The organism is Streptomyces sp. CB01249, from assembly GCF_001905735.1.
Lineage (GTDB): Bacteria > Actinomycetota > Actinomycetes > Streptomycetales > Streptomycetaceae > Streptomyces.
The window spans coordinates 261,358-280,871 of the sequence record NZ_LISW01000002.1 but is presented as its reverse complement, the minus strand read 5'-3'; the positions used below and the strand labels follow the sequence as shown (position 1 = coordinate 280,871).

The window sequence follows — 19,514 nt, the reverse complement described above, 5'->3', positions numbered from 1 at the left end:
CCGCTCAGTCGAAGACGACCGTGCGGCGGCCGTTGAGCAGGATGCGGCGTTCCGCGTGCCACTTCACCGCGCGGGCCAGCGCCTGGCACTCCACGTCCCGGCCGATGGCGACCAGCTGGTCCGGGGTCACGTTGTGGCCGACCCGCTCGACCTCCTGCTCGATGATCGGGCCCTCGTCCAGGTCGGCGGTGACGTAGTGGGCGGTGGCGCCGATGAGCTTCACGCCGCGCGCGTGGGCCTGGTGGTAGGGCTTGGCGCCCTTGAAGCTCGGCAGGAAGGAGTGGTGGATGTTGATGATCCGGCCGCTGAGCTGCTTGCACAGGTCGTCCGAGAGGACCTGCATGTAGCGGGCCAGGACGACCAGCTCGACGTTCTCCTCGCGGACCAGGTCCAGCAGCTCCGCCTCGGCCTGCGCCTTGTTGTCGCGGGTCACCGGGATGTGCCGGAAGGGCACGTCGTACGAGGCGACGAGCTCGGCGAAGTCCGGGTGGTTGGAGACGACGGCGGCGATCTCGACCGGCAGGGCGCCGATCCGGGACCGGAAGAGCAGGTCGTTGAGGCAGTGGCCGAACTTGCTGACCATGAGCACGATCCGCATGCGCTCCGAGGCGCGGTGGATCTGCCACTCCATGGCGAACGAGTCGCCGATCGCGGCGAAGCTCGCCCGCAGCTTGTCCACGGTGACCGGGGTGCCCGCCGAGAAGTGGACGCGCATGAAGAACAGACCGGTGTCGTGGTCCCCGAACTGCTGGCTGTCCTCGATGTTGCAGCCGGTCATGAAGAGGTAGCTCGACACGGCGTGCACGATGCCCTGTTTGTCGGGGCAGGACAGCGTGAGGACGTACTGGTCGGGGGCAGGCTGCGGCGCGGTCATCCCCGTAGCGTGCCACAACCTCGCGGCGTCAGGCGGACCTGGTCAGAATGCGGAGCACGTCCAGGGAACGCGGCGGGGTGTCGGGGTCCTCGCCGTCGTTGGCGGAGAGCAGCACATGCGCCTCGCGGGCGGCGGCGACGGCCTCCGGCCAGCCGGGGTGCTCCAGGTAGACGGAGACGTGGGCGTCCGCTCCGACCTGGTGCAGGATGCGCAGCACCCGGAGTACGGCGGCGTCCACGAGGGCCGCCTCGGCGGCGTCCCGGAAGATCGTGCCGACGTACTTCTCGGCGGACCAGTTGTCGAGCCAGGTGTCCTCGACCAGGCGGTACACGGCGTCGGTGACGTCGCCGTATCCCTCCCGGCCGGCCAGCCAGCAGTCGCGGTGGAAGACGGGGTCGGAGAGCATGTGCAGCGCCGAGCGCACGTTGCTGCGCCAGCGCCACCACGGAAGGTCGTTGAGCGGCATGCCGCCCATGGTGGAGGAGCGACGGCCACGACGGGAAGAGTTCTCGGAACCTTGCTGCACGGTTGTCGATCGTACGTTCCCTTTTCGGTGACCTTGACCGGCCCCTGGCGTTCATGGTGACGTCACCGGCCGTTGACGGGAGCACACCACGGCGTTACCCGGGGCGGGGAAAGGTCTCGGTCCATGACCGGACGGCGACGCCCCCTCCCTTCCCGCCCCTTCGGACTGCTCACCGGTGCGGTGACGGCCGGGGCCCTGCTGCTGTCCGGCTGCGGCGCGCTCCCTGGGGGATCGGGGGACTCCAGGGAGCCCGTCACCGTCGTGACCTGGGCGCCGAGCGGCGCCTCGGCGCCGGACGCCGCGAACATGGCCGGGATGACGGCCATGGCGCAGGCGTACGGGCGCTGGATCAACGCGCACGGCGGGATCGACGGGCACGAGCTGCGCGTCCTCACTTGTGACGAACAGGACGCCTGGACCGGGGCCGGGGACTGCGCCCGCAAGGCCGTCGCGGAGAAGGCGGTCGCGGTCGTCGGCTCGTACAGCACGCACGGGCGGGCGTTCATGGCCCCGCTGGAGGTCGCCGGGATTCCGTACATCGGCGGTTACGGGGCCTCCGAGGAGGAGTTCCGCAGCTATGCGTCCTACCCGGTGACCGGCGGCCAGTCCGCGCTGCTCGCCGGGACCGCCGAGCAGCTGGCGCACGACTGCGCCCGGGTCTCGCTGGTGCGCCCGGACACGCTGTCCGGCGACAGCCAGGCCTGGCTGCTGCGCACCGGCCTCAAGGGCGCCGGGCGGCCCGCGCCGCTCGACATACCGGCCGCCGAGGGCGCCACCTCGTACGACGCGGAAGCGGAACGCGCACTGTCCGGCGCGGGCGCCACCGGCGGCTGCGTGACGTCCGTGCTGGGCGACCGCACGGAGACCTTCTTCGACTCGTTCCGGCGGCTGGAACCGGAGGGCGCCGCGGTGCGCGTGGCCTCCGTGCTCGGCAGTGTGGGGCAGCCGCTCATCGACCGGACCGGCGGCCGGGACAGCCCGTTCGAGGGGGCGTACGTCACCGGCTGGTACCCGCCCCCGGGCGATGCCAGGTGGAACACGATGCGGAAGGTGATCCGCGAGTACGCCTTCGGCGACAACCGGATCGACCCGGACGACACGGGCGTGCAGACCACGTGGGTCGCGTACACCGCGCTGAAGTCGGTCATCGAGTCGATGCACGAGTCCGGGATCACCGCGGCGAAGCTCACCCACGCCCTCGGCCAGGGTGCGCGCGCCGACACCGGGGGTCTCACGCCCGCGCTGCGCTGGCGCTACGAGGACATGATCGGCTCGCAGTCGTACCCGCGCGTCGTCAACAGCAAGGTGACGTTCCAGGTGGTGCGGGACGGGCGGCTGGTCGCCGCGCGGAAGGACTTCGTGGACGTCACGGAGACCATGGCCGAGGCCAGCGCCACCCGCTGAACCGGCGCGGGGGCACCGGTTCGGCGGACGCGGGGGATCAGAGCGCGGTCGCCTCGCGCTTCGTCAGTCCGTACTTCTCGGCGATCTTGTTCCACAGCGCGGCCGCCTGCCGCTTCGCGGTGCTCGCCTCGCCGCTCTTCACGGTCGCCTGCTGGGTGTGCGAGGTGGTCTTCGCGTGGCCGTGCTTGCAGACCTTCTTGCTCTTGGCCTGCGCCGCCCAGGCCGCGTAGTGGTCGTCGGCGGACGCGGACGCCTGCCACGCCTTGGTGAGCTCGGAGGTGAGCCGCTCGTGGTCCGGCAGCTTGTCGACGGAGAGCGCCTGGAGCCGGGTGACCAGGTCGCGGCGCTGCTTGGCGGCGCCCTTGAGGTCGGCGACGGCCTTGTCCAGGTCGGTGCAGGACTTGGTCTTCTCGACCGCCCCGATCACCGCGGCGCGGCTGTTGTTGCTGTCCGCGAGGAGCTTGTCCAGCTCCTCGGCCTGCGGCTTCGCCGGGTCGGCGGCGGGCTGCTCCTTGTCCTTGGACGGATCACCCGCCGCCGGTGAACTCGCGGACGCCACCGGCTGCTTGGCGTCCTTGTCGTCATCGTCGCCGCCGCTCATCAGCGCACCGGCGCCGAGACCGATCACCGCGCAGCCGACGACGACGGCCGCGATCAGCGGCACCGCGCCGGACTTCTTGCGCCGCCCGCCGTCGCCCTCGTCCAGCCCGGACCCGTCCTGGGGGCCGGTGTACGGGGGCGGCTGCTGGAAGCCCTGCTGCGGCGGCGGGCCCGCCTGGTACGGGGGCTGCTGCGGGCTCTGCTGGTACGGCGGCTGCTGCTGGGCCGGGTCGAACCGGGGCATCTGCTGCGTCGCGCCCTCGGGGGCGTCGCTGCGGAAGAGGTTGTCGAACTCGGCGGGCGGCTGCCGCTCGCCGGGCGTCCCGGGCCGGATGCCGTACGGGGCGCCGCCGGGCACCGGGGGTATGTACTGCGTCGCCTCGGCGTCCCCGCCGCCCTGGGGGGCGTGGCCCAGGAACTGCGTGGACTCCGCGGGGTTCTCCGGCGGCAGCCCGCCGGGGACCGGTGCGATGTACTGCGTGGCGTCGGCGTCCCCGCCCGGGGCGCCCGCCTCGGGCGGCAGCGGCTGCGCGTACGGCTGGGGCTGCTGGTGCTGCGCGGGCGGCAGGGGCGCGGCGCCCCGGCCGTACGCGTCCTGCCCGTACCCGCCCTGCTGCTGTCCGCCGTGCTGTTGTCCGTACGGGCCCGGCTGCTGCGGGTACGACTGCTGCGGCTGCTGCTGCCCGTACGCGTCCTGCCCGCCGCCCTGCTGCGGGCCCCACGCCTGTCCCCACGGCTGGCCACCGGCCGGGGCCGCCTGGTCCGCCGCTCTCCCCGGCGTCCAGGGCTCTCCGCCGTCCGAGGGCAGCACGACACCCTCGTGCGCGGGTCGTACAGCAGGGTGCTGCTGCTCGTCGCCCTGTCCGCTCTGTGTCACCGGGACTCCTACGTGCGTGTCAACTATGGAATCGTCGGCTCACGCTATCGGGTGGCGACCGCGGTGTGCCAAGTGCCCGCGGTCCGCAGCACGCCCGTGACACAGGGTGTAACACCGGGGCCCCTCAAGACGCAGTTAAGGGTTCACCCCGCCCCCGCTCACGCCGCCTGGAGTTCGAGCCGCGCCCCGAACTCCCGTACCGCGGGCTCGTCCCCGTACGGCAGGAGGCGCTGCTGAAGGTCCTCCAGATACTCCGCGCCCCGGGTCGAGCGCACCGTGCCGAGGAGCTCCATCGCCCGGGTCCCCGTGTGGCACGCCTGCTCGACCTCCCGCAGCTGCACCTGGGCCGTGGCCAGCAGCGCGAGGCCGATGCCCCGGCGCCGGGCACGGGACTCCGGGTGGCCGTCCAGGGACTCCTTCGCGCGGCGCGCGGCGGCATCCGCCTGCCCCAGGTCCCGGTGGCAGTGCGCGAGTTCGTCCGCGAGGTAGGCGTGGTCGAAGTGGGCGATCCAGTCCGGGTCGTCCCCGCTGTCCGGCTCGGCGCGCTCCAGGGCGGCCTCGGCCCGGCCCGCGATCTCCAGGCAGGTGCGCGCGTCCCCGAGCAGCGCGTGGCCGCGCGCCTCCGCCGCGTAGAACATCGCCTCCGCGCGCGGGGTGACCCGGCCGCGCGCGCCCTCCTGCGCGGCCCGCGCCAGCTGGGCGATCTCGCGCGGATTGCCGAGCTGGGCGGCGAGATGGCTCATCGAGGCGGCCAGCACATAGCCGCCGTAGGCGCGGTCGCCCGCCGCCTGGGCGAGGCGCAGGGCCTGAATGTAGTAGCGCTGGGCCAGGCCCGGCTGGCCCGTGTCGATGGCCATGTACCCGGCGAGTTCGGTGAGCCGGGAGACCGCCGCGAAGAGCTGACGGCCCGTCGATTCGCGGTACGCCCCCGAAAGGAGCCCGGAGACCACGCTGTTGAGGTAGTGCACGAGGACCGGGCGGACATGGCCGCTGCCGAAGCGGTGGTCGAGATCGACCAGCGCGGCGGTCGTCGCCCGCACCGCCTCCACGTCCGGCATCCCGACCCGGGACCCGGCGGCCCGGGCGACCTGGGGGTCGGCGCCGGTGATCAGCCAGTCGCGGCTGGGCTCCACGAGCGCGGACGAGGCGACCGTCGAGCCGGTGAGGAAGTCGCGGCGGCCGACGTCGCTGCGCCAGAGCTCGCAGACCTGCTCGATCGCCCCGATCACCGTCGGCGCGAACTGGAGGCCCACGCCCGAGGCGAGGTTCTTGCCGTTGGCCATGCCGATCTCGTCGATCGTGACCGTACGGCCGAGCTTGCGGCCCAGCGCCTCGGCGATGGTGCCCGGCGCCCGGCCGCGCGGCTGCTGGCCGCGCAGCCAGCGGGCCACGGAGGTCTTGTCGTAGCGGAGGTCGAGGCCGCGTTCGGCGCCGACCATGTTGACCCGGCGGGCCAGGCCCGCGTTGGAGCATCCGGCTTCCTGGATGAGCGCCTGGAGCCGTTCGTTCGGCTGCCGTGCGACGAGTGGCCTGGCTGCCATGTGTATCCCCCTGAGGCCGCAGTGATAGGTGGCGGGATCACTGCCCGGCATATGTCCGAGAAATGCGCCCATTCATCGGGTTGGTCACTTTCTGCGCGACTTACCTCATTCGTCACGGCCGGTCACTAAAATGCCGCGCCGAACCGGACCGGCCGGACGTCCCGTAACCAGCTACCCGCCCAGGGCCCGTGCCTCTCCCACGCGCCCCCGCCCGTGCACCCGTGCGCCCCGTGTGCGGAACCGTGCGACGGGCGGCCGTAACTCTTCGTGAAGCCCGTAGTTGAGCTGGACGTGGAAGAGCCCATCGGAGTCATGGAAGCGGCGCAGGTCCCCCGGCAGCGCGTGGAGCAGCTGCTCGACGCCGCCGTGCGGTACACGGAGGAGAGGCACTGGGACGTGTGCCCGGGCACCTGGCTGGAGCCGTCAGGCAGCGGCCGGAGGTGTTCCTGCGGCGAGGAGGCGTGCGCCGCTCCCGGCGCCCACCCCGCCGGGGACGACTGGGCGGACGGCGCCACCGGCAGCGGCGCGGCGGCCCGCCGGATGTGGAGCCGGCGGCCGGGGGCGGCCGTGCTGCTGCCCACCGGGCGCGCGTTCGACGCCCTCGACGTGCCGGAGTCGGCGGGCTTCCTGGCGCTCGCCCGGATGGAGCGGATGAGCCTGCCGCTCGGCCCCGTCACCCGCACCCCGGACCGCCGCATGCAGTTCTTCGTGCTGCCCGGCGCCGCCGCGAAGGCGGACGACCTGGTCCGCCGGGCCGGGTGGAACGCCGCGTCGATCGGCCTGCGCGGCGTCGGCGAGGGCGGTTACGTCGTCGCGCCCCCGACCCGGGTCGGCGGGGTGGGCGCGGTGCAGTGGGCCCGCACCCCCACCACCGCCAACCGCTGGCTGCCCGAGGTCGAGGAGCTGATCGGCCCGCTCGCGTACGCCTGCGGGCGGGCGAAGGCGGACGCGCGCCGATAACGCCTTTCGTAGGGTGGTCCCCACATACGGGGACTTCGAAAGGCGTGCACATGCCGGACCGGGCAGAACGCGAGGGTACGGAAGGGACCGAGGCACCGCGGGCGACACCGCCCGCGGTGCGCGTCCAGGGGCTGTGGAAACGATTCGGCGAACAGACCGCGGTCGCCGGCATCGATCTGGACCTGCCCGCAGGCAAGTTCATCGGCCTGGTGGGCCCCAACGGGGCGGGGAAGACCACCACGCTCTCGATGGTCACCGGTCTGCTCCGGCCCGACCAGGGGCGGATCGAGATCGGCGGGCGCGACGTCTGGCGCGACCCGGTCGAGGTGAAGTCCCGGATCGGGGTCCTGCCCGAGGGTCTGCGCCTCTTCGAGCGGCTGTCCGGCCGCGAACTCCTCGCCTACACCGGCCGGTTGCGCGGGCTGCCCGGCCAGGAGGTGGACAGCAGGGCCACCCAGCTGCTCGACGTGCTGGACCTGGCGGGCTCGCAGCACAAGCTGGTCATCGACTACTCGACCGGGATGCGCAAGAAGATCGGGCTCGCCGCCGCCCTGCTGCACAACCCCGAAGTGCTCTTCCTGGACGAGCCGTTCGAGGGCGTCGACCCCGTCTCGGCGCAGACCATCCGCAAGGTCCTGGAGCGCTATACGCGTTCGGGGGCGACCGTCGTCTTCTCCAGCCATGTGATGGAGCTGGTCGAGTCGTTGTGCGACTGGGTGGCCGTCATGGCGGCGGGCACCATCCGCGCCCAGGGCCCCCTGGCCGAGGTGCGCGGCGAGGCGTCCTCCCTCCAGAACGCGTTCCTGGAACTGGTCGGCGCGGGCGACCGCGACACCGGCGAGACCCTGGACTGGCTGGGCGGCGACCGATGAGCGTGCTCGACGCCCCCGCGGGCACCGGACCCCGGACCGGGGCCACGGCCGGTGCCCCGGCGCTGATCCCCGTATTCGCCCGGCTCAAGCTGGCCCTGCTCCGCAACGGGCTGCGCCAGTCCTCCGGGCGGAAGACCGTCTACCTGATCTCGGTCGTGGGCGCCCTGCTGGCCGCGGCCGCGCTGACACTGGGGCTCGTCCTGCTGCGCGGCCACGACCACGCGGCCTCGCTGGTGGTGCTGCTCGCCGGGGTGCTGGCGCTCGGCTGGGCGGTGATGCCGCTGTTCTTCTCGGCCGGGGACGAGACCCTGGACCCGACCCGGCTGGTGATGCTGCCGCTGCGGCCCCGGCCGCTGATCGTCGCGCTGCTGGTCTCCTCGCTGATCGGGCTCGGTCCGGTGTTCACGCTGTGCCTGGCGGCCGGGTCGGTGGCGGCGCTGGCCGAGGGGGCGGGCGCGGTGGTCTTCGCGGTGCTCGCCGTCCCGCTGACCCTGCTGGTCTGCGTGGCCCTGGCCCGTGCGGTGGCCGCCGCCAACACCCGGCTGCTGACCTCCCGCAAGGGCCGGGACCTGGCCGTCCTCAGCGGCCTGCTGATCGCGGTGGGCATCCAGGCCGTCAACTTCGGCGCCCAGCGCCTGGGCCGGAGCGGCGGGCTCGCCCCGCTCGACCCGGCGGCGGACGTGGTGCGCTGGCTGCCGCCCGCCTCGGCCGTGGGGTCCGTGGACTCCGCCGCCGAGGGGGCGTACGGGCGGGCCGTCGCGCAGCTGCTGATCGCGGCGGCCGCGCTGGTGGTGCTGCTGTGGCTGTGGCAGCGCAGCCTGACGAAGCTGATGACCGCGCCGGACGGTTCCACGACCGCCGCCGCCGGGCCGGACCGCGAGAAGTCCGGGCGGATCGGCGCGGGCCTGTGGGCGCTGCTCCCCGAGGACCGCACCGGCACGGCGATCCAGCGGTCCCTGCGGTACGTGGCACGGGACCCGAAGACCAAGGCCGCCTGGGTGACCGCGCTGGCGATCGGGCTGATCGTCCCGCTGATCAACGCCCTCCAGGGCCAGGGCACGGTGTACTTCGCTTGCTTCGCCGCCGGGATGCTCGGCATGCAGATGTACAACCAGTTCGGGCAGGACACCTCCGCGTTCTGGATGGTCGCGCAGACGATCTCCTCGTCCCGGGACGCGTACCTCGAACTGCGCGCCCGGGCGCTGGCGCTGCTGCTGATCACCCTTCCGTACACGGTGCTCGTGGCGGTGGTGACGGCGGCGCTGCTCGGCGACTGGAAGCTGCTGCCGGGGGTGATCGGCCTGTCGTTCGCGCTGCTGGGCGCGATGCTGGCGACGGGCTCGGTGGCCTCGGTGAGCTTCCCGTACTCGATCCCGCAGGAGGGGGCGTTCAAGAACGTGGCGCCGGGGCAGGCCGGGATCGCCTGGATCTCCATCCTCGGCGGCATGGTCGCGGCGGCCGTGCTGAGCGCCCCGGTGATCGCCCTGACGATCACCCTGCACGTCACGGACCGCACGGACTGGCTGTGGCTGCTGCTCCCGGTCGGGGCGGTGTACGGGGCACTGATCGCCTGGGGCGGTCTGCGGCTCGCGGCCCCGCGCATGGCCCGGCGGCTGCCGGAGATCCTGTCGGCGGTCAGCAAGGGCTGACCGCCGTCGGGCTCACGGGGACGGCTTACGGGGATACGGGCTCGCGGTCGTCCCGCGCGTCCTCGGAGAGCTGTTCGAGGAAGGGTTCGACCGCGGCGCGCCAGCCCTCCGGCTGGTCGAAGTGCACGAGGTGGCCGGCGTCGGCCACCTCCGCGTACTGACCCCGCGGCAGGACCCGGACCATCTCCTGGGCCTCCGCCCGGCCGAGCTCGCCGTCCAGGCCGCGCAGCACCAGCGTCGGGCATCTGACCTGGGCCAGCTCCTCCCAGTGCGCGTCGAACACCCAGGTGGCGCGGGACTCCAGCATCTGGCGGCGGGAGAACACGGGCCACCAGCCGCCGTCCCGCTCGGCCATCACCTCGGCGTAGAACGCGCCCCGGGCCGGGCTGGGGCGCTCCACCCAGGGGTCCTCCTCGCCGAACCACCGCCGCACGGCGTCGGGCGAGGCGAAGGGGAGCGGCCAGCTCCCGAACCAGTCCTCCCACTCGCGCTGCGAGGCCGCGCCGAGCGCGGAGGCGCGCATGTCGCAGACGACGAGCGCGCGGACCAGGTCGGGGCGCTTGGCGGCGAGCTGCCAGGCGGTGAGCGCGCCCATGGAGTGGCCGACGAGGGTGACGGGGGCGAGCCCGAGCTGTTCGATGACCGCCTCGGCGTCCGCCACGTAGGCGTCGCGGGTGTAGGGGCCGTCGGCCGGTTTCCCGCTGTCGCCGTGGCCGCGCTGGTCGAGGCCGACCGGCCGGTGCCGTTCGGCGAGCCAGCCCGCGGTGGGCGCCCAGTGCGAGGCCCGGCCCATCAGGCCGTGCAGCAGTAAGACGGCGGGGGCGGGGGCTCCGTCCGCGCCCGCGCGGGGCGGGTCGGTGAACTCCCAGGCCGCGAGGCGTACGCCGTCCGATCCGGTCACTTCGATGCACCGCGCCATAGCTTCTGGCACCCCCTTCTCTCCCTGAGACTCCGGCTGGGTCACCGGGGTTGTCGTGTCGGCCAGACTATCGAACTCCTATTCGAAAACCGGGATCTGCCGGCCAACACCGCTCGTTCGAGTGACTGCTTCCCAGGATTGACGACGGCAGCTGCGGGGAGATGTTCTGCGGGAGGCGGGCCACTCGGGGATGAGGGCTCGCGGGACCGACCTTGAGAGCTCGGGGCTCCAGGTCGGGCACAGGGAGGGACAGGCCCCGGCGCCTCGCGGCGCCGGGGCCATCCGCTTGTCTGCGGACGACGGGTGCATCGCAGCTCCCCTCCGGCGGCAGGGGCGGCGGCCGACACGCTCAGCCACCCCTCAGCCACAGCCTGGCACGGTCCGCGCGGAAGCGCTGCGGTTCCGGACGGAAAAAGAGAACCGGGCAGAAAAAGAGAAACCGGGCACCGGCGGCTGCCGGTGCCCGGTCTCCCGGAAGGCGGTTCTACCTCTTCGCCACGAAGACGTGCGAGGCGACCTCGGAGTCGAGCTCCGCCGCCTCGCCGCTGCTGCCGACCAGCACTCCGCCGGGCGACTGCGTCACGCTGACCACGGCGCCGGGCTGCACGCCCGCCCGCCGCAGCGTGTACATCAGCTGGGCGTCCGTCTGGATCGGCTCCCCGATCCGGCGGACGACCACCGTCTTGCCGTCGTTGCCCGGGTCGAGATCCGACAGGCTGACCATGCCCTCGTCGAGGAACGGGTCGGCCTCGGTGCTCTCGCCCAGCTCCTCCAGGCCCGGGATCGGATTCCCGTACGGCGACTCCGTCGGGTGCCGCAGCAGCTCCAGCACCCGGCGCTCGACCGCCTCGCTCATCACGTGTTCCCACCGACACGCCTCGGCGTGGACCTGCTCCCACTCCAGGCCGATCACGTCGACCAGCAGGCACTCGGCCAGCCGGTGCTTCCGCATGACGCGGGTCGCCAGCCGGCGGCCCTCCTCCGTCAGTTCCAGATGGCGGTCGCCCGCGACCTGAACCAGGCCGTCGCGCTCCATCCGCGCCACGGTCTGGCTGACGGTCGGACCGCTCTGGTCCAGCCGTTCCGCGATCCGGGCGCGCATGGGGACCACGCCTTCCTCTTCGAGTTCGAGGATGGTGCGGAGATACATCTCCGTGGTGTCGATCAGTCCGGACATTCGTGCCCCTCGATGCAATCGTGCGCTGGCCCTGCACCAATTCTGACGCATCGCGCGTGGAACCGTGCCCCGCCGTCGTCACGGGGGCCGTGCGGTATTGACAGGTCACTGGTCCAGACCGCAACGTGATCGGCGTTACGGACGCCCCATGGACATCCCACCCCGCCGGAAAGGTCCTCCCCGATGAGCGAAAGCAAGCTGGCCGGTCAGTTCTTCGATGCGGCGATCGGCCTGCTGGGGAGGGTACGGGACGAGGAGGCCGGGAACATCGCGGCCGCCGGTGCCGCGATCGCCGACACCGTCGAGGCGGGCGGCCGGCTCTTCGCCTTCGGCGCCGGGCACTCCTCGCTCGCCGCGCAGGACGTCGTCTACCGGGCGGGCGGGCTCGCCCTGATGAACCTCATGGTCGTCCCCGGGGCCCTCGGTGTGGACGTCATGCCCGCCACCCTCGGCTCGGCCCTGGAACGCGTGGACGGCCTCGCGGGCGCGGTGCTCGACTCCAGCCCCGCGAAGTCCGGCGACGTGCTCGTGATCATCTCGCTCTCCGGGCGCAACGCCCTGCCCGTCGAGATGGCGCTCAACGCCCGCGCGCTGGGCCTGAAGGTCATCGGCGTCACCTCGGTCGCGTACGCGGAGGAGACCCGGTCCCGGCACAGCTCGGGCGGCTTCCTGCGGGACCACTGCGACATCGTCCTCGACAGCAAGATCGCGATCGGTGACGCGGAGCTGGAGGTGGACGGCATCGAGGCGCCGTTCGCGCCCGCGTCCACGGTGGTCACCAGCGCGATCATGCAGGGCATGATGGCCGCGGCGGCGGAGCGGCTGCTCGAACGCGGCATCGAGCCGCCGCTGCTGCGGTCGGGCAACGTGGACGGCGGCCACGAGTGGAACGGGCGCGTGATGTCGCAGTACGCGGACCGGATCTTCTACCGGCACTGAGGCTTACGGGGCGGCCGGGCCGCCCAGCTGGTGCAGGTCCACCGACGCCGCCACCCGGGCCGCCACGCTCTCCGCGTACATCGCGTCCGGGCGTTCGAACGCGGCGCGGTGGGACGAGCGGAGGAACGTCACCACGCCCAGGGTGCGGCCGCGGCTGCGCAGGACCGTGGCGAGGGCGTGGACCGCGTCCGGGGGCCACTGGCGGCGGCGGGCCCACTCGCCGTCCGTCCGGTCCGCCCCCGCCGACGTACGCACCGAGCCCGTGCGGTCCACCGCCTGGAGCGCCGGGTGGCCCGGCGCGTACCGCAGCGGGATGCCGCCCCCGGCCACCGGGAGGCAGGGGCCCGGCGCGTCCGCCGGGGTGGCCGCCGCCCGGACCAGCCGCTCCCCCGCCATCAGGTCGACCAGCGCGTGGTCGGCGAACCCGGCCAGCGCGAAGTCGAGCGACGCCATCGCGGCCTCCATCGGGTCCTCGCACTCCGCGGCGGACCGCGAGGCGCGGTGCAGCTGGTTGGAGCGGAAGCGCAGCCGGTCCGCCTCCTGGGCGGCGAGCCGGGCCTCCGTGACGTCCTGGAAGACCCAGCCGGCGCCCAGCGGCACGGGCTCCTCGGTGAGCGGGGACGCCAGCCGCAGGAAGCCGCTGCGCCAGCAGCGACGGCGGGTGCCCTCTCCGCCGCGCAGGGTCACCCACAGCTCGGCGGGCGCGTCCGGCGCCCCCTCGGCGAGGACGTGCTGAAGGGCGCCCTCCAGCTCCTCGACCCCTTGCGCGATCAGCTCGCCGAGGGGCCGCCCCAGCATCGACGTACGACCGCCGCCCAGGGCGCGGGCCGCGTGGGCGTTGACGACGGTGGGGCGCAGGTCCACGTCGACCAGGACGACGCCCCAGGAGGCGTCCTCGAACAGGGCCTCGCTGAGGGCGATGGCCCGTTCCAGGTCGATCTGGGCGTGGACCTCGCTGAACGCGCAGTACACCCCGGCCGGCTTGCCGTCGGCGCCCCGGACCCCGGCGGACTGGGTGCGCACCAGGACCCGGCCGCCGTCCTTGCGCAGCAGCGCGAACTCGTGGACCTGGCGCCCCGGCGCGTCCATGACCGCCATCAGCCGCCCCTGCACCTCGTCCGCGTCGGCCCGGCGCACCGCCCAGCCGGCCAGCCCCGGCCGGCCCACGGCCTCGTCGGCGGACCAGCCGAGGACGCGCTCGGCCTCGCGGTTCCAGTGGGTGACGGTGCCGTCCGCACCGAAGGCGCAGAGCGCCGCGTCCATGCCGTCGAGAAGGGCCGCCAGCAGTTCCGCACCGGCCGTCCCCCTGCTCGTGGAAGCACTCATCCCGGTCCCCCTGCGAGAGGTGTCCGCCATAGCCGCACGTCAGACCATTGAACTCGAACGTGACCCGGGACACAGCGACTTTCCCGGAAATCGGCCCGCCGTTAATTCGGTTGTGCGGCCCCGGGGCGCTTCCTAAGCTGTCCGTACACGTTGAAAGGAGGTGATCCGAAAAGTGCAGTCTTATCGGATTCGTGAGGTGGCTGCGGGCTGACAGCCCGTCGTCGCACATCGTGCACCTCGGCGGACTGTCTGCCGAAACCCAAGCAGTCACCGACCCGCAGGCTCGCCGGTAGATCCGGCCGGCTCCTCCGCAAGGAGGGACCAGAGCCTGCGGGTTTCCGCATGTCGGGGGCGATTTACGGGCACAGGCGCTCGACGCGCCACTTCTCCCCGCCGCCCTCGCGGACGTAACGCAGCCGGTCGTGGAGCCGGTTCTCGTGCCCCTGCCAGAACTCGATCGTCTCGGGGACGACCCGGAAGCCGCCCCAGTGCGGGGGCGCCGGGACCTTCTCGCCCTCCGGGTAGCGGGCCGACAACTCCTCGTAGCGGGCGGTCAGCTCCTCGCGACTGCCGATCACCGTGGACTGCTCGCTCGCCCAGGCCCCGAGCTGCGAACCGTGCGGGCGGGTGCGGAAGTAGGCGACGGTCTCCTCGCGGGGGACGCGCGCGGCGGTGCCGGTGACGATGACCTGGCGGGCCAGCGGGTGCCAGGGGAAGAGCAGCGAGACATACGGGTTGGCCGTCAGCTCGCGGCCCTTGCGGGAGCTGTAGTTGGTGAAGAAGACGAAGCCGCGCGCGTCGTACATCTTCAGCAGCACCGTGCGGGAGGAGGGGCGGCCCTCGGGGGTCGCCGTGGAGACCACCATGGCGTTCGGCTCGTGGAGCATGCCACCGGCGGCGACTTGGCGGAACCAGCGCGCGAACTGGTCCATCGGATCGGGCGCGAGCGAGTCCTCGGTGAAGGTCTCGGATCGGTATTGCTCGCGCATCGCGGCCGGATCGGTGGTGGAATCGAAGGAGGAGTCTGAGGAGTCTGGGGTGGGCACGGTGCCATCCTGCCGCAGCGGCCGGACGGGCAGGAGGTCCGCCCGGCGCAACCGTCGAACCGAGGGAGCCGCCTGATGTCCGACTTCGTACCCGGACTCGAAGGAGTCGTCGCGTTCGAGACGGAAATCGCCGAACCCGACAAGGAGGGCGGTTCGCTCCGGTACCGGGGCGTCGACATCGAGGAGCTGGTCGGTCACGTCTCCTTCGGACATGTGTGGGGGCTGCTCGTGGACGGGGCCTTCGAGCCCGGTCTGCCGCCCGCCGAACCGTTTCCGCTCCCCGTGCACTCCGGTGACGTCCGGGTCGACGTGCAGGCCGCGCTGGCGATGCTCGCCCCGGTCTGGGGGCTGAAACCGCTGCTCGACATCGACGCGGAGACCGCCCGCGAGAATCTGGCGCGGGCCGCCGTGATGGCGCTGTCGTACGTGGCGCAGTCGGCGCGCGGACAGGGCCTGCCGATGGTCCCGCAGCGGGAGATCGACAAGGCGGAGTCCGTGGTGGAGCGGTTCATGATCCGCTGGCGGGGCGAGCCGGATCCCCGGCATGTGAAGGCCGTCGACGCGTACTGGACGTCCGCCGCCGAGCACGGCATGAACGCCTCGACGTTCACCGCCCGGGTCATCGCCTCGACCGGGGCGGACGTGGCGGCCGCGCTGTCCGGCGCGGTGGGGGCCATGTCGGGCCCGCTGCACGGCGGCGCCCCGTCCCGGGTCCTCGGCATGATCGAGGAGATCGAGCGGACCGGGGACGCCACGGCGTACGTGAAGAAGGCGCTGGACAAGGGCGAGCGGCTGATGGGCTTCGGCCACCGCGTCTACCGCGCCGAGGACCCGCGCGCCCGGGTGCTGCGGCGCACCGCCGAGGAGCTGGGCGCGCCCCGCTACGAGGTGGCGCGGGCGCTGGAGAAGGCCGCGTTGGAGGAGCTGCACGCGCGCCGCCCGGACCGGGTGCTGGCGACGAACGTGGAGTTCTGGGCGGCGATCATGCTGGACTTCGCCGAGGTGCCGGCGCCCATGTTCACGTCGATGTTCACCTGTGCCCGTACGGCGGGCTGGTCGGCGCACATCCTGGAGCAGAAGCGGACGGGCCGCCTGGTGCGCCCGTCGGCGCGCTACGTGGGCCCGGGCGCGCGGAGCCCGCGCGAGGTGGCCGGGTACGAGGAGCTGAACAGGCCGTAGGGCGGGCTCAGCCCCGACGCCTCAGTCCCGGTCGAGCGCCCAGGTCTGGAGGGCGTACGGGCGCCCCTTCTCCTCGCCCTCGATGAGCGGTACGCCGAGCAGCCGGAAGCCGTTCGCGGCGGCGACGGCGACGCTGGCCGCGTTCTCCGCCTCCAGTTCCAGGATGACCCGGTCGACGTCCAGCTCCTCGAAGGCGTACGCGGCCATCACCCGCACCGCCCGCCCGGCGAGCCCCTGGCCGCGGTGGGCGGGGCCGACCGCGTAACCCAGCTCCGTGCCCTCGGGGGCGCGCCGCAGCATGACCTCGCCGAGCGGGGCGCCGCCGTCGAGCGTGATGGCGAGCAGCACGGCCGTACCGTCCGCCCGCAGCTGCCGGGCCTTCGCCAGCCGCGCGCGGGCGGCCTCGGCGTCGAACGGCGAGACGATCGGCGTCCAGTGCGCGATGTCCGGGTGGTCGAAGAGCTCCGGCATGGCGGCGAGGTCGTCCTCGGTCCAGTCGCGCAGGACGAGCCCCTCACCGGTGAGTTCGACGTGCTGGGGGAAGGGGGGCGTGGCGCTGCTGGTCATGGTCGGGACCCTATCCGGGCGTTCCGCTGACACCAAGGCGTTTCCCGCGCCCCTCAACCCAGGGCCTCGTCCAGGAGCGTCCCCCACTGAGCGACCACCTTGCGGCGGCGGGTGGTGTCGTCGGTGAGGACGTTGGCGAGGCCGAGGCCTCGGGCCATGTCGAGCAGTCCCTGCACGGTCTCGCGGACCCCGGGCCTCGTCTCGTCGGCGCGCAGGAGGTGGACGGCGATGCGGTGGGTCTCGCGGCCCACCTTGGCCTCCAGCTCCGTGACCCGGGGGCGCAGTTGCTCCTCGTTGGACGCGGCGACCCAGAGTTGGAGGGCGGCGCGGAAGAGGGGGCCGGTGTAGAGGTCGACCAGGGCGGCGACGACGGCGGCGCGGTCCTGGTCGGGGACGGCGCGCAGGGCGGCGGAGCGTTCCTCGGCGACGTATTCGACGGCGGCGGTGAACAGGTCCTCGCGGGTGGGGAAGTGGTGCTGCGCCGCGCCCCGCGAGACCCCGGCCCGTTCCGCGACGACGGCGACGGTGGACCCGGCCCAGCCGTGTTCGGCGAGGCAGGCCACGGCGGCCTCCAGGAGGCGGCGGCGGGTGGCGCGGCTGCGGTCCTGTTTGGGGCCGGGGCTGCTGCCGCCCGGTGTCACAACGCCCATGCGGGGTCCCGTCGTTCGAGGAAGGCCGTCATCCCCTCCCGGGCCTCGTCGGAGGCGAAGAGCTGGGCGGAGCGGGCGATGAGGTCTTCGGCGTGCTGGTCGAAATTCTCCAGCACAGTAGCCGTGACCAGTGCCTTGGACGCCGCCAGCCCCTGCGGCGAGGCCCGCCGCAGATCGTCCAGTACGAGGTCCACCGAGCCGTCCACGTCGGTGGCGGCCATCGTGACGAGGCCGATGCGCTCGGCCTCGTCCGCGTAGAACTTCTCGCCGGTCAGGTAGTAGCGGGCGGCGGCGCGCGGGTCGATGCGCGGGAGCAGCGGCATCGAGATCACGGCGGGCGCGAGGCCGAGCCGTGCCTCGGTGAGCGCGAAGGTCGACCCGGTCCCGGCCACCGAGATGTCGCAGGCCGCGAGCAGCCCGAGCCCTCCGGCGCGGACGTGCCCGTCGACCCGGGCCACCACGGGCTTCGGCAGCGCGACGATCCGCCGCATCAGGGCCACGAAGTCGTGCGGGTCGGCCGGGGCCCGCAGATCGGCGCCCGCGCAGAAGGTGGTCCCGGTGTGGGTGAGCACGACGGCCCGCACCGAGTCGTCGGCCGCGCACGCGTCCAGCGCCTCCGCGAGACCGGCGACGAGCCCGGCGCTCAGCGCGTTGCGGTTGGCGGGCGAGTCGAGCGTGAGGGTGGTGACGCCGCGCGTGTGGGCGGGCGGGGCGAGCGGGCTCATCCGCGGTCTCCTTCTCTGCCGACGGTCGCGTCGAGCGTGGCAGCAGGACCGGGAACAATCAAGCGCGCTTGCATGATTTTACGCGCGTACGGGGAGGTCCGCCGTGACCAGCCACGAGGTGCTGCGCAGACGGACCGTGCCGTCCGCCGCTTCATGGCCGCGCAGGTGGTCCGTGAGGACTGCGCGCGCACGGGTGCGGGCCGCCGCGTCGGCCTGCTGCGTCAGATGGCGGCCCGGACCCGTACCCAGCAGGAAGTCCGCCGCGTCCTCGGCGCCGGTGCCCCATGTCCCGTACACCTGTGCCTGGTTGACGTCGATACGCGAGAAGCCCGCCGCCGCCAGGATCTCGCGGATGCGGTCCGGGGCGGCCAGGGAGAACATGCCGGGAAGCCCCGGGCGGCCGAAGTCGCCGACCGGGAGGCAGTCGCGGAGGGCGGCCATTGCTACGACCCACTCGTTGAGCGCGGCGTCGGCCGGGCAGACGAAGGCGAGCCGCCCGCCGGGGCGCAGCGCGTGCCCGATGTTGCCGAAGGCCGCCACGGGGTCGGCGAAGAACATCACCCCGTAGCGGCTGATCGCCGAGTCGTACGCACCGGGCTCGAAGGGGTGCGTCTGGGCGTCGGCCTGGACGAAGGAGACGTTGCCGACGCCCTCCCGCTCCGCGCGGGCCCGCGCCTCGGCCAGCATCGGCCCGGACAGGTCGAGACCCGTCGCGCTCCCCCGGGGCGCCCGGAGCGCGGCGAGGCGCGTGGTCTGCCCGGCGCCGCAGCCGAGGTCGAGGGTGCGGCCCTCCCCGACGATGCCGGCGGCGTCGAGAAGCGGGTCGTTGAAGCCGCCGTTGACCGCGTTCCAGCGGTCCTGATGGCCGGCCCAGTGGACGCCTTCGGGGCCGTTCCAGGCCTGCGCCTGCTCGGTGTTGACGATCTCGGACACGCGTGCCTCCTGACGTGGGCGCCCAAGAATGGGCGTTCGCCCAAACAGTATGGGCACATGCCCAAACACGCAATCCCCGCTACCATGCGGAGCGGTCGCGCCCACGAGGGGCGGGGACGGCAGAACGGAAGAAGGCCCATGTCACCGCGCGGAGTGGCGACGCCGGATGTGCGCGAGCGGCTGTTCGCGGCGGCCGAGCGCATCGTGGAGAGGGACGGGCCCGGCGCGCTCACCAGCCGGGCCGTCACGACGGAGGCGGGCTGCGCCAAGGGCCTCCTGCACACGCACTTCGCGGGGCTCGACGCGTTCGTCGCGGAGCTCTGCCTCGACCGGTTCGCCCGGACGGCCACGAAGGCCCGGGCCCTCCCGGCGCTCGCCGGGCAGGGGACGGTCCGGGAGAACCTGGAGGCCGTGGTCCTCGCCCTGTTCGCCTCCGGCGGCCCCGCGATCTCGGGCCTCGCCATGACCCGCCCGGCGGCCACGGTCCGCGTCCGCGAGGCCCTGGAGTCCGGCGCGCCGGGCTTCACGGCGATCCAGGAGGCCATCACGGACTACCTGACGGCCGAGCAGGACCGGGGCAGGGTGCGGGCGGCGGTGGACGCCCCGACGGCCGCCCTCGCGATCGTCGGCACCGCGCACCACCTCCTGATGACGACATGGCCGGGCGCCCCGGACCCGCGCCCGGCGATGTCGCGGCTGGTGGCGGTGCTGGTGGGGGACTCCGCGCACTAGGGCCTGTCTGACGATTCC

At 73.3% G+C, this 19,514-nt stretch carries 19 protein-coding genes; 7 read left to right on the top strand and 12 right to left on the bottom strand.

What is annotated here, in order from left to right:
- Positions 1–4: 4 nt before the first annotated feature.
- The gene (gene purU, locus AMK18_RS09665) at positions 5–874 is read right to left on the bottom strand and encodes a formyltetrahydrofolate deformylase (protein ID WP_018101413.1); all 870 of its coding nucleotides are present in this window, start codon (positions 872–874) and stop codon (positions 5–7) included.
- 28 nt (positions 875–902) lie between these two features.
- Positions 903–1,349 (bottom strand): SCO4402 family protein, encoded by a 447-nt coding sequence (locus tag AMK18_RS09660; protein WP_018101414.1) that lies wholly within the window; start codon positions 1,347–1,349, stop codon positions 903–905.
- Between the two features lie 174 nt (positions 1,350–1,523).
- Between AMK18_RS09660 and AMK18_RS09655 the strand changes: the two genes are divergently transcribed.
- Positions 1,524–2,804: an ABC transporter substrate-binding protein gene (locus tag AMK18_RS09655; protein ID WP_073862508.1), complete on the top strand. Its 1,281-nt coding sequence runs from the start codon at positions 1,524–1,526 to the stop codon at positions 2,802–2,804.
- A 37-nt stretch (positions 2,805–2,841) separates the two neighbouring features.
- On the opposite strand, the gene AMK18_RS09650 is transcribed toward AMK18_RS09655, so the two are convergent.
- Together AMK18_RS09650 and AMK18_RS09645 are read right to left on the bottom strand one after the other, a co-directional pair.
- Entirely contained in the window at positions 2,842–4,215 is a 1,374-nt protein-coding gene (locus AMK18_RS09650) for a hypothetical protein (RefSeq protein WP_073862507.1), read from the bottom strand.
- A 224-nt stretch (positions 4,216–4,439) separates the two neighbouring features.
- Positions 4,440–5,822 (bottom strand): transcriptional regulator, encoded by a 1,383-nt coding sequence (locus AMK18_RS09645; protein WP_073862506.1) that lies wholly within the window; start codon positions 5,820–5,822, stop codon positions 4,440–4,442.
- Positions 5,823–6,134: 312 nt separating this feature from the next.
- Here AMK18_RS09645 and AMK18_RS09640 point away from each other — a divergent pair, with 312 nt between their 5' ends.
- From AMK18_RS09640 to AMK18_RS09630, 3 genes are read left to right on the top strand one after another with little or no spacing between them, the layout of a single operon-like run.
- Positions 6,135–6,782: a bifunctional DNA primase/polymerase gene (locus tag AMK18_RS09640; RefSeq protein ID WP_073862505.1), complete on the top strand. Its 648-nt coding sequence runs from the start codon at positions 6,135–6,137 to the stop codon at positions 6,780–6,782.
- Between the two features lie 50 nt (positions 6,783–6,832).
- Positions 6,833–7,654 carry an ABC transporter ATP-binding protein gene (locus tag AMK18_RS09635; protein WP_073863212.1) on the top strand — a complete coding sequence of 274 codons (822 nt, stop codon included), beginning with the start codon at positions 6,833–6,835 and terminating at the stop codon, positions 7,652–7,654.
- The gene (locus AMK18_RS09630; protein WP_073862504.1) at positions 7,651–9,303 is read left to right on the top strand and encodes a transporter; all 1,653 of its coding nucleotides are present in this window, start codon (positions 7,651–7,653) and stop codon (positions 9,301–9,303) included. Before AMK18_RS09635 ends, AMK18_RS09630 begins: the two co-directional genes overlap by 4 nt.
- Before the next feature lie 25 nt (positions 9,304–9,328).
- Here the strand turns inward: AMK18_RS09630 and AMK18_RS09625 are convergent, their stop codons facing one another.
- Together AMK18_RS09625 and AMK18_RS09620 are read right to left on the bottom strand one after the other, a co-directional pair.
- The gene (locus AMK18_RS09625; protein ID WP_018101421.1) at positions 9,329–10,222 is read right to left on the bottom strand and encodes an alpha/beta fold hydrolase; all 894 of its coding nucleotides are present in this window, start codon (positions 10,220–10,222) and stop codon (positions 9,329–9,331) included.
- A gap of 484 nt (positions 10,223–10,706) precedes the next feature.
- Entirely contained in the window at positions 10,707–11,399 is a 693-nt protein-coding gene (locus tag AMK18_RS09620) for a metal-dependent transcriptional regulator (protein WP_018101422.1), read from the bottom strand.
- Positions 11,400–11,582: 183 nt separating this feature from the next.
- On the opposite strand from AMK18_RS09620, the gene AMK18_RS09615 reads away from it, so the two are divergent.
- Complete coding sequence (locus tag AMK18_RS09615) at positions 11,583–12,338, top strand: SIS domain-containing protein (protein ID WP_018101423.1); 756 nt, start codon at positions 11,583–11,585, stop codon at positions 12,336–12,338.
- Positions 12,339–12,341: 3 nt separating this feature from the next.
- Here the strand turns inward: AMK18_RS09615 and AMK18_RS09610 are convergent, their stop codons facing one another.
- Both AMK18_RS09610 and pdxH read right to left on the bottom strand, forming a co-directional pair.
- Positions 12,342–13,664, bottom strand: a complete 1,323-nt coding sequence (locus AMK18_RS09610; RefSeq protein ID WP_073862503.1) for a PAS domain-containing protein — start codon at positions 13,662–13,664, stop codon at positions 12,342–12,344.
- A gap of 356 nt (positions 13,665–14,020) precedes the next feature.
- Positions 14,021–14,653: a pyridoxamine 5'-phosphate oxidase gene (gene pdxH, locus AMK18_RS09605; RefSeq protein WP_073863211.1), complete on the bottom strand. Its 633-nt coding sequence runs from the start codon at positions 14,651–14,653 to the stop codon at positions 14,021–14,023.
- Between the two features lie 132 nt (positions 14,654–14,785).
- On the opposite strand from pdxH, the gene AMK18_RS09600 reads away from it, so the two are divergent.
- The gene (locus AMK18_RS09600) at positions 14,786–15,889 is read left to right on the top strand and encodes a citrate synthase 2 (protein WP_073862502.1); all 1,104 of its coding nucleotides are present in this window, start codon (positions 14,786–14,788) and stop codon (positions 15,887–15,889) included.
- Between the two features lie 21 nt (positions 15,890–15,910).
- Here the strand turns inward: AMK18_RS09600 and AMK18_RS09595 are convergent, their stop codons facing one another.
- The 4 genes from AMK18_RS09595 to AMK18_RS09580 all read right to left on the bottom strand — a co-directional run bounded on the left by AMK18_RS09595 (position 15,911) and on the right by AMK18_RS09580 (position 18,764).
- A complete protein-coding gene (locus tag AMK18_RS09595; RefSeq protein ID WP_018101427.1) occupies positions 15,911–16,456 on the bottom strand; it encodes a GNAT family N-acetyltransferase in 546 nt (181 codons plus the stop codon).
- Between the two features lie 53 nt (positions 16,457–16,509).
- Positions 16,510–17,106 (bottom strand): TetR/AcrR family transcriptional regulator, encoded by a 597-nt coding sequence (locus AMK18_RS09590; RefSeq protein ID WP_073862501.1) that lies wholly within the window; start codon positions 17,104–17,106, stop codon positions 16,510–16,512.
- Positions 17,094–17,831, bottom strand: coding sequence for an enoyl-CoA hydratase family protein (locus AMK18_RS09585; RefSeq protein ID WP_018101430.1), 738 nt, complete (start codon positions 17,829–17,831; stop codon positions 17,094–17,096). Before AMK18_RS09585 ends, AMK18_RS09590 begins: the two co-directional genes overlap by 13 nt.
- A gap of 78 nt (positions 17,832–17,909) precedes the next feature.
- Positions 17,910–18,764 carry a class I SAM-dependent methyltransferase gene (locus AMK18_RS09580; protein ID WP_073862500.1) on the bottom strand — a complete coding sequence of 285 codons (855 nt, stop codon included), beginning with the start codon at positions 18,762–18,764 and terminating at the stop codon, positions 17,910–17,912.
- A gap of 138 nt (positions 18,765–18,902) precedes the next feature.
- On the opposite strand from AMK18_RS09580, the gene AMK18_RS09575 reads away from it, so the two are divergent.
- Positions 18,903–19,496 carry a TetR/AcrR family transcriptional regulator gene (locus AMK18_RS09575; RefSeq protein WP_073862499.1) on the top strand — a complete coding sequence of 198 codons (594 nt, stop codon included), beginning with the start codon at positions 18,903–18,905 and terminating at the stop codon, positions 19,494–19,496.
- Positions 19,497–19,514 lie beyond the last annotated feature (18 nt).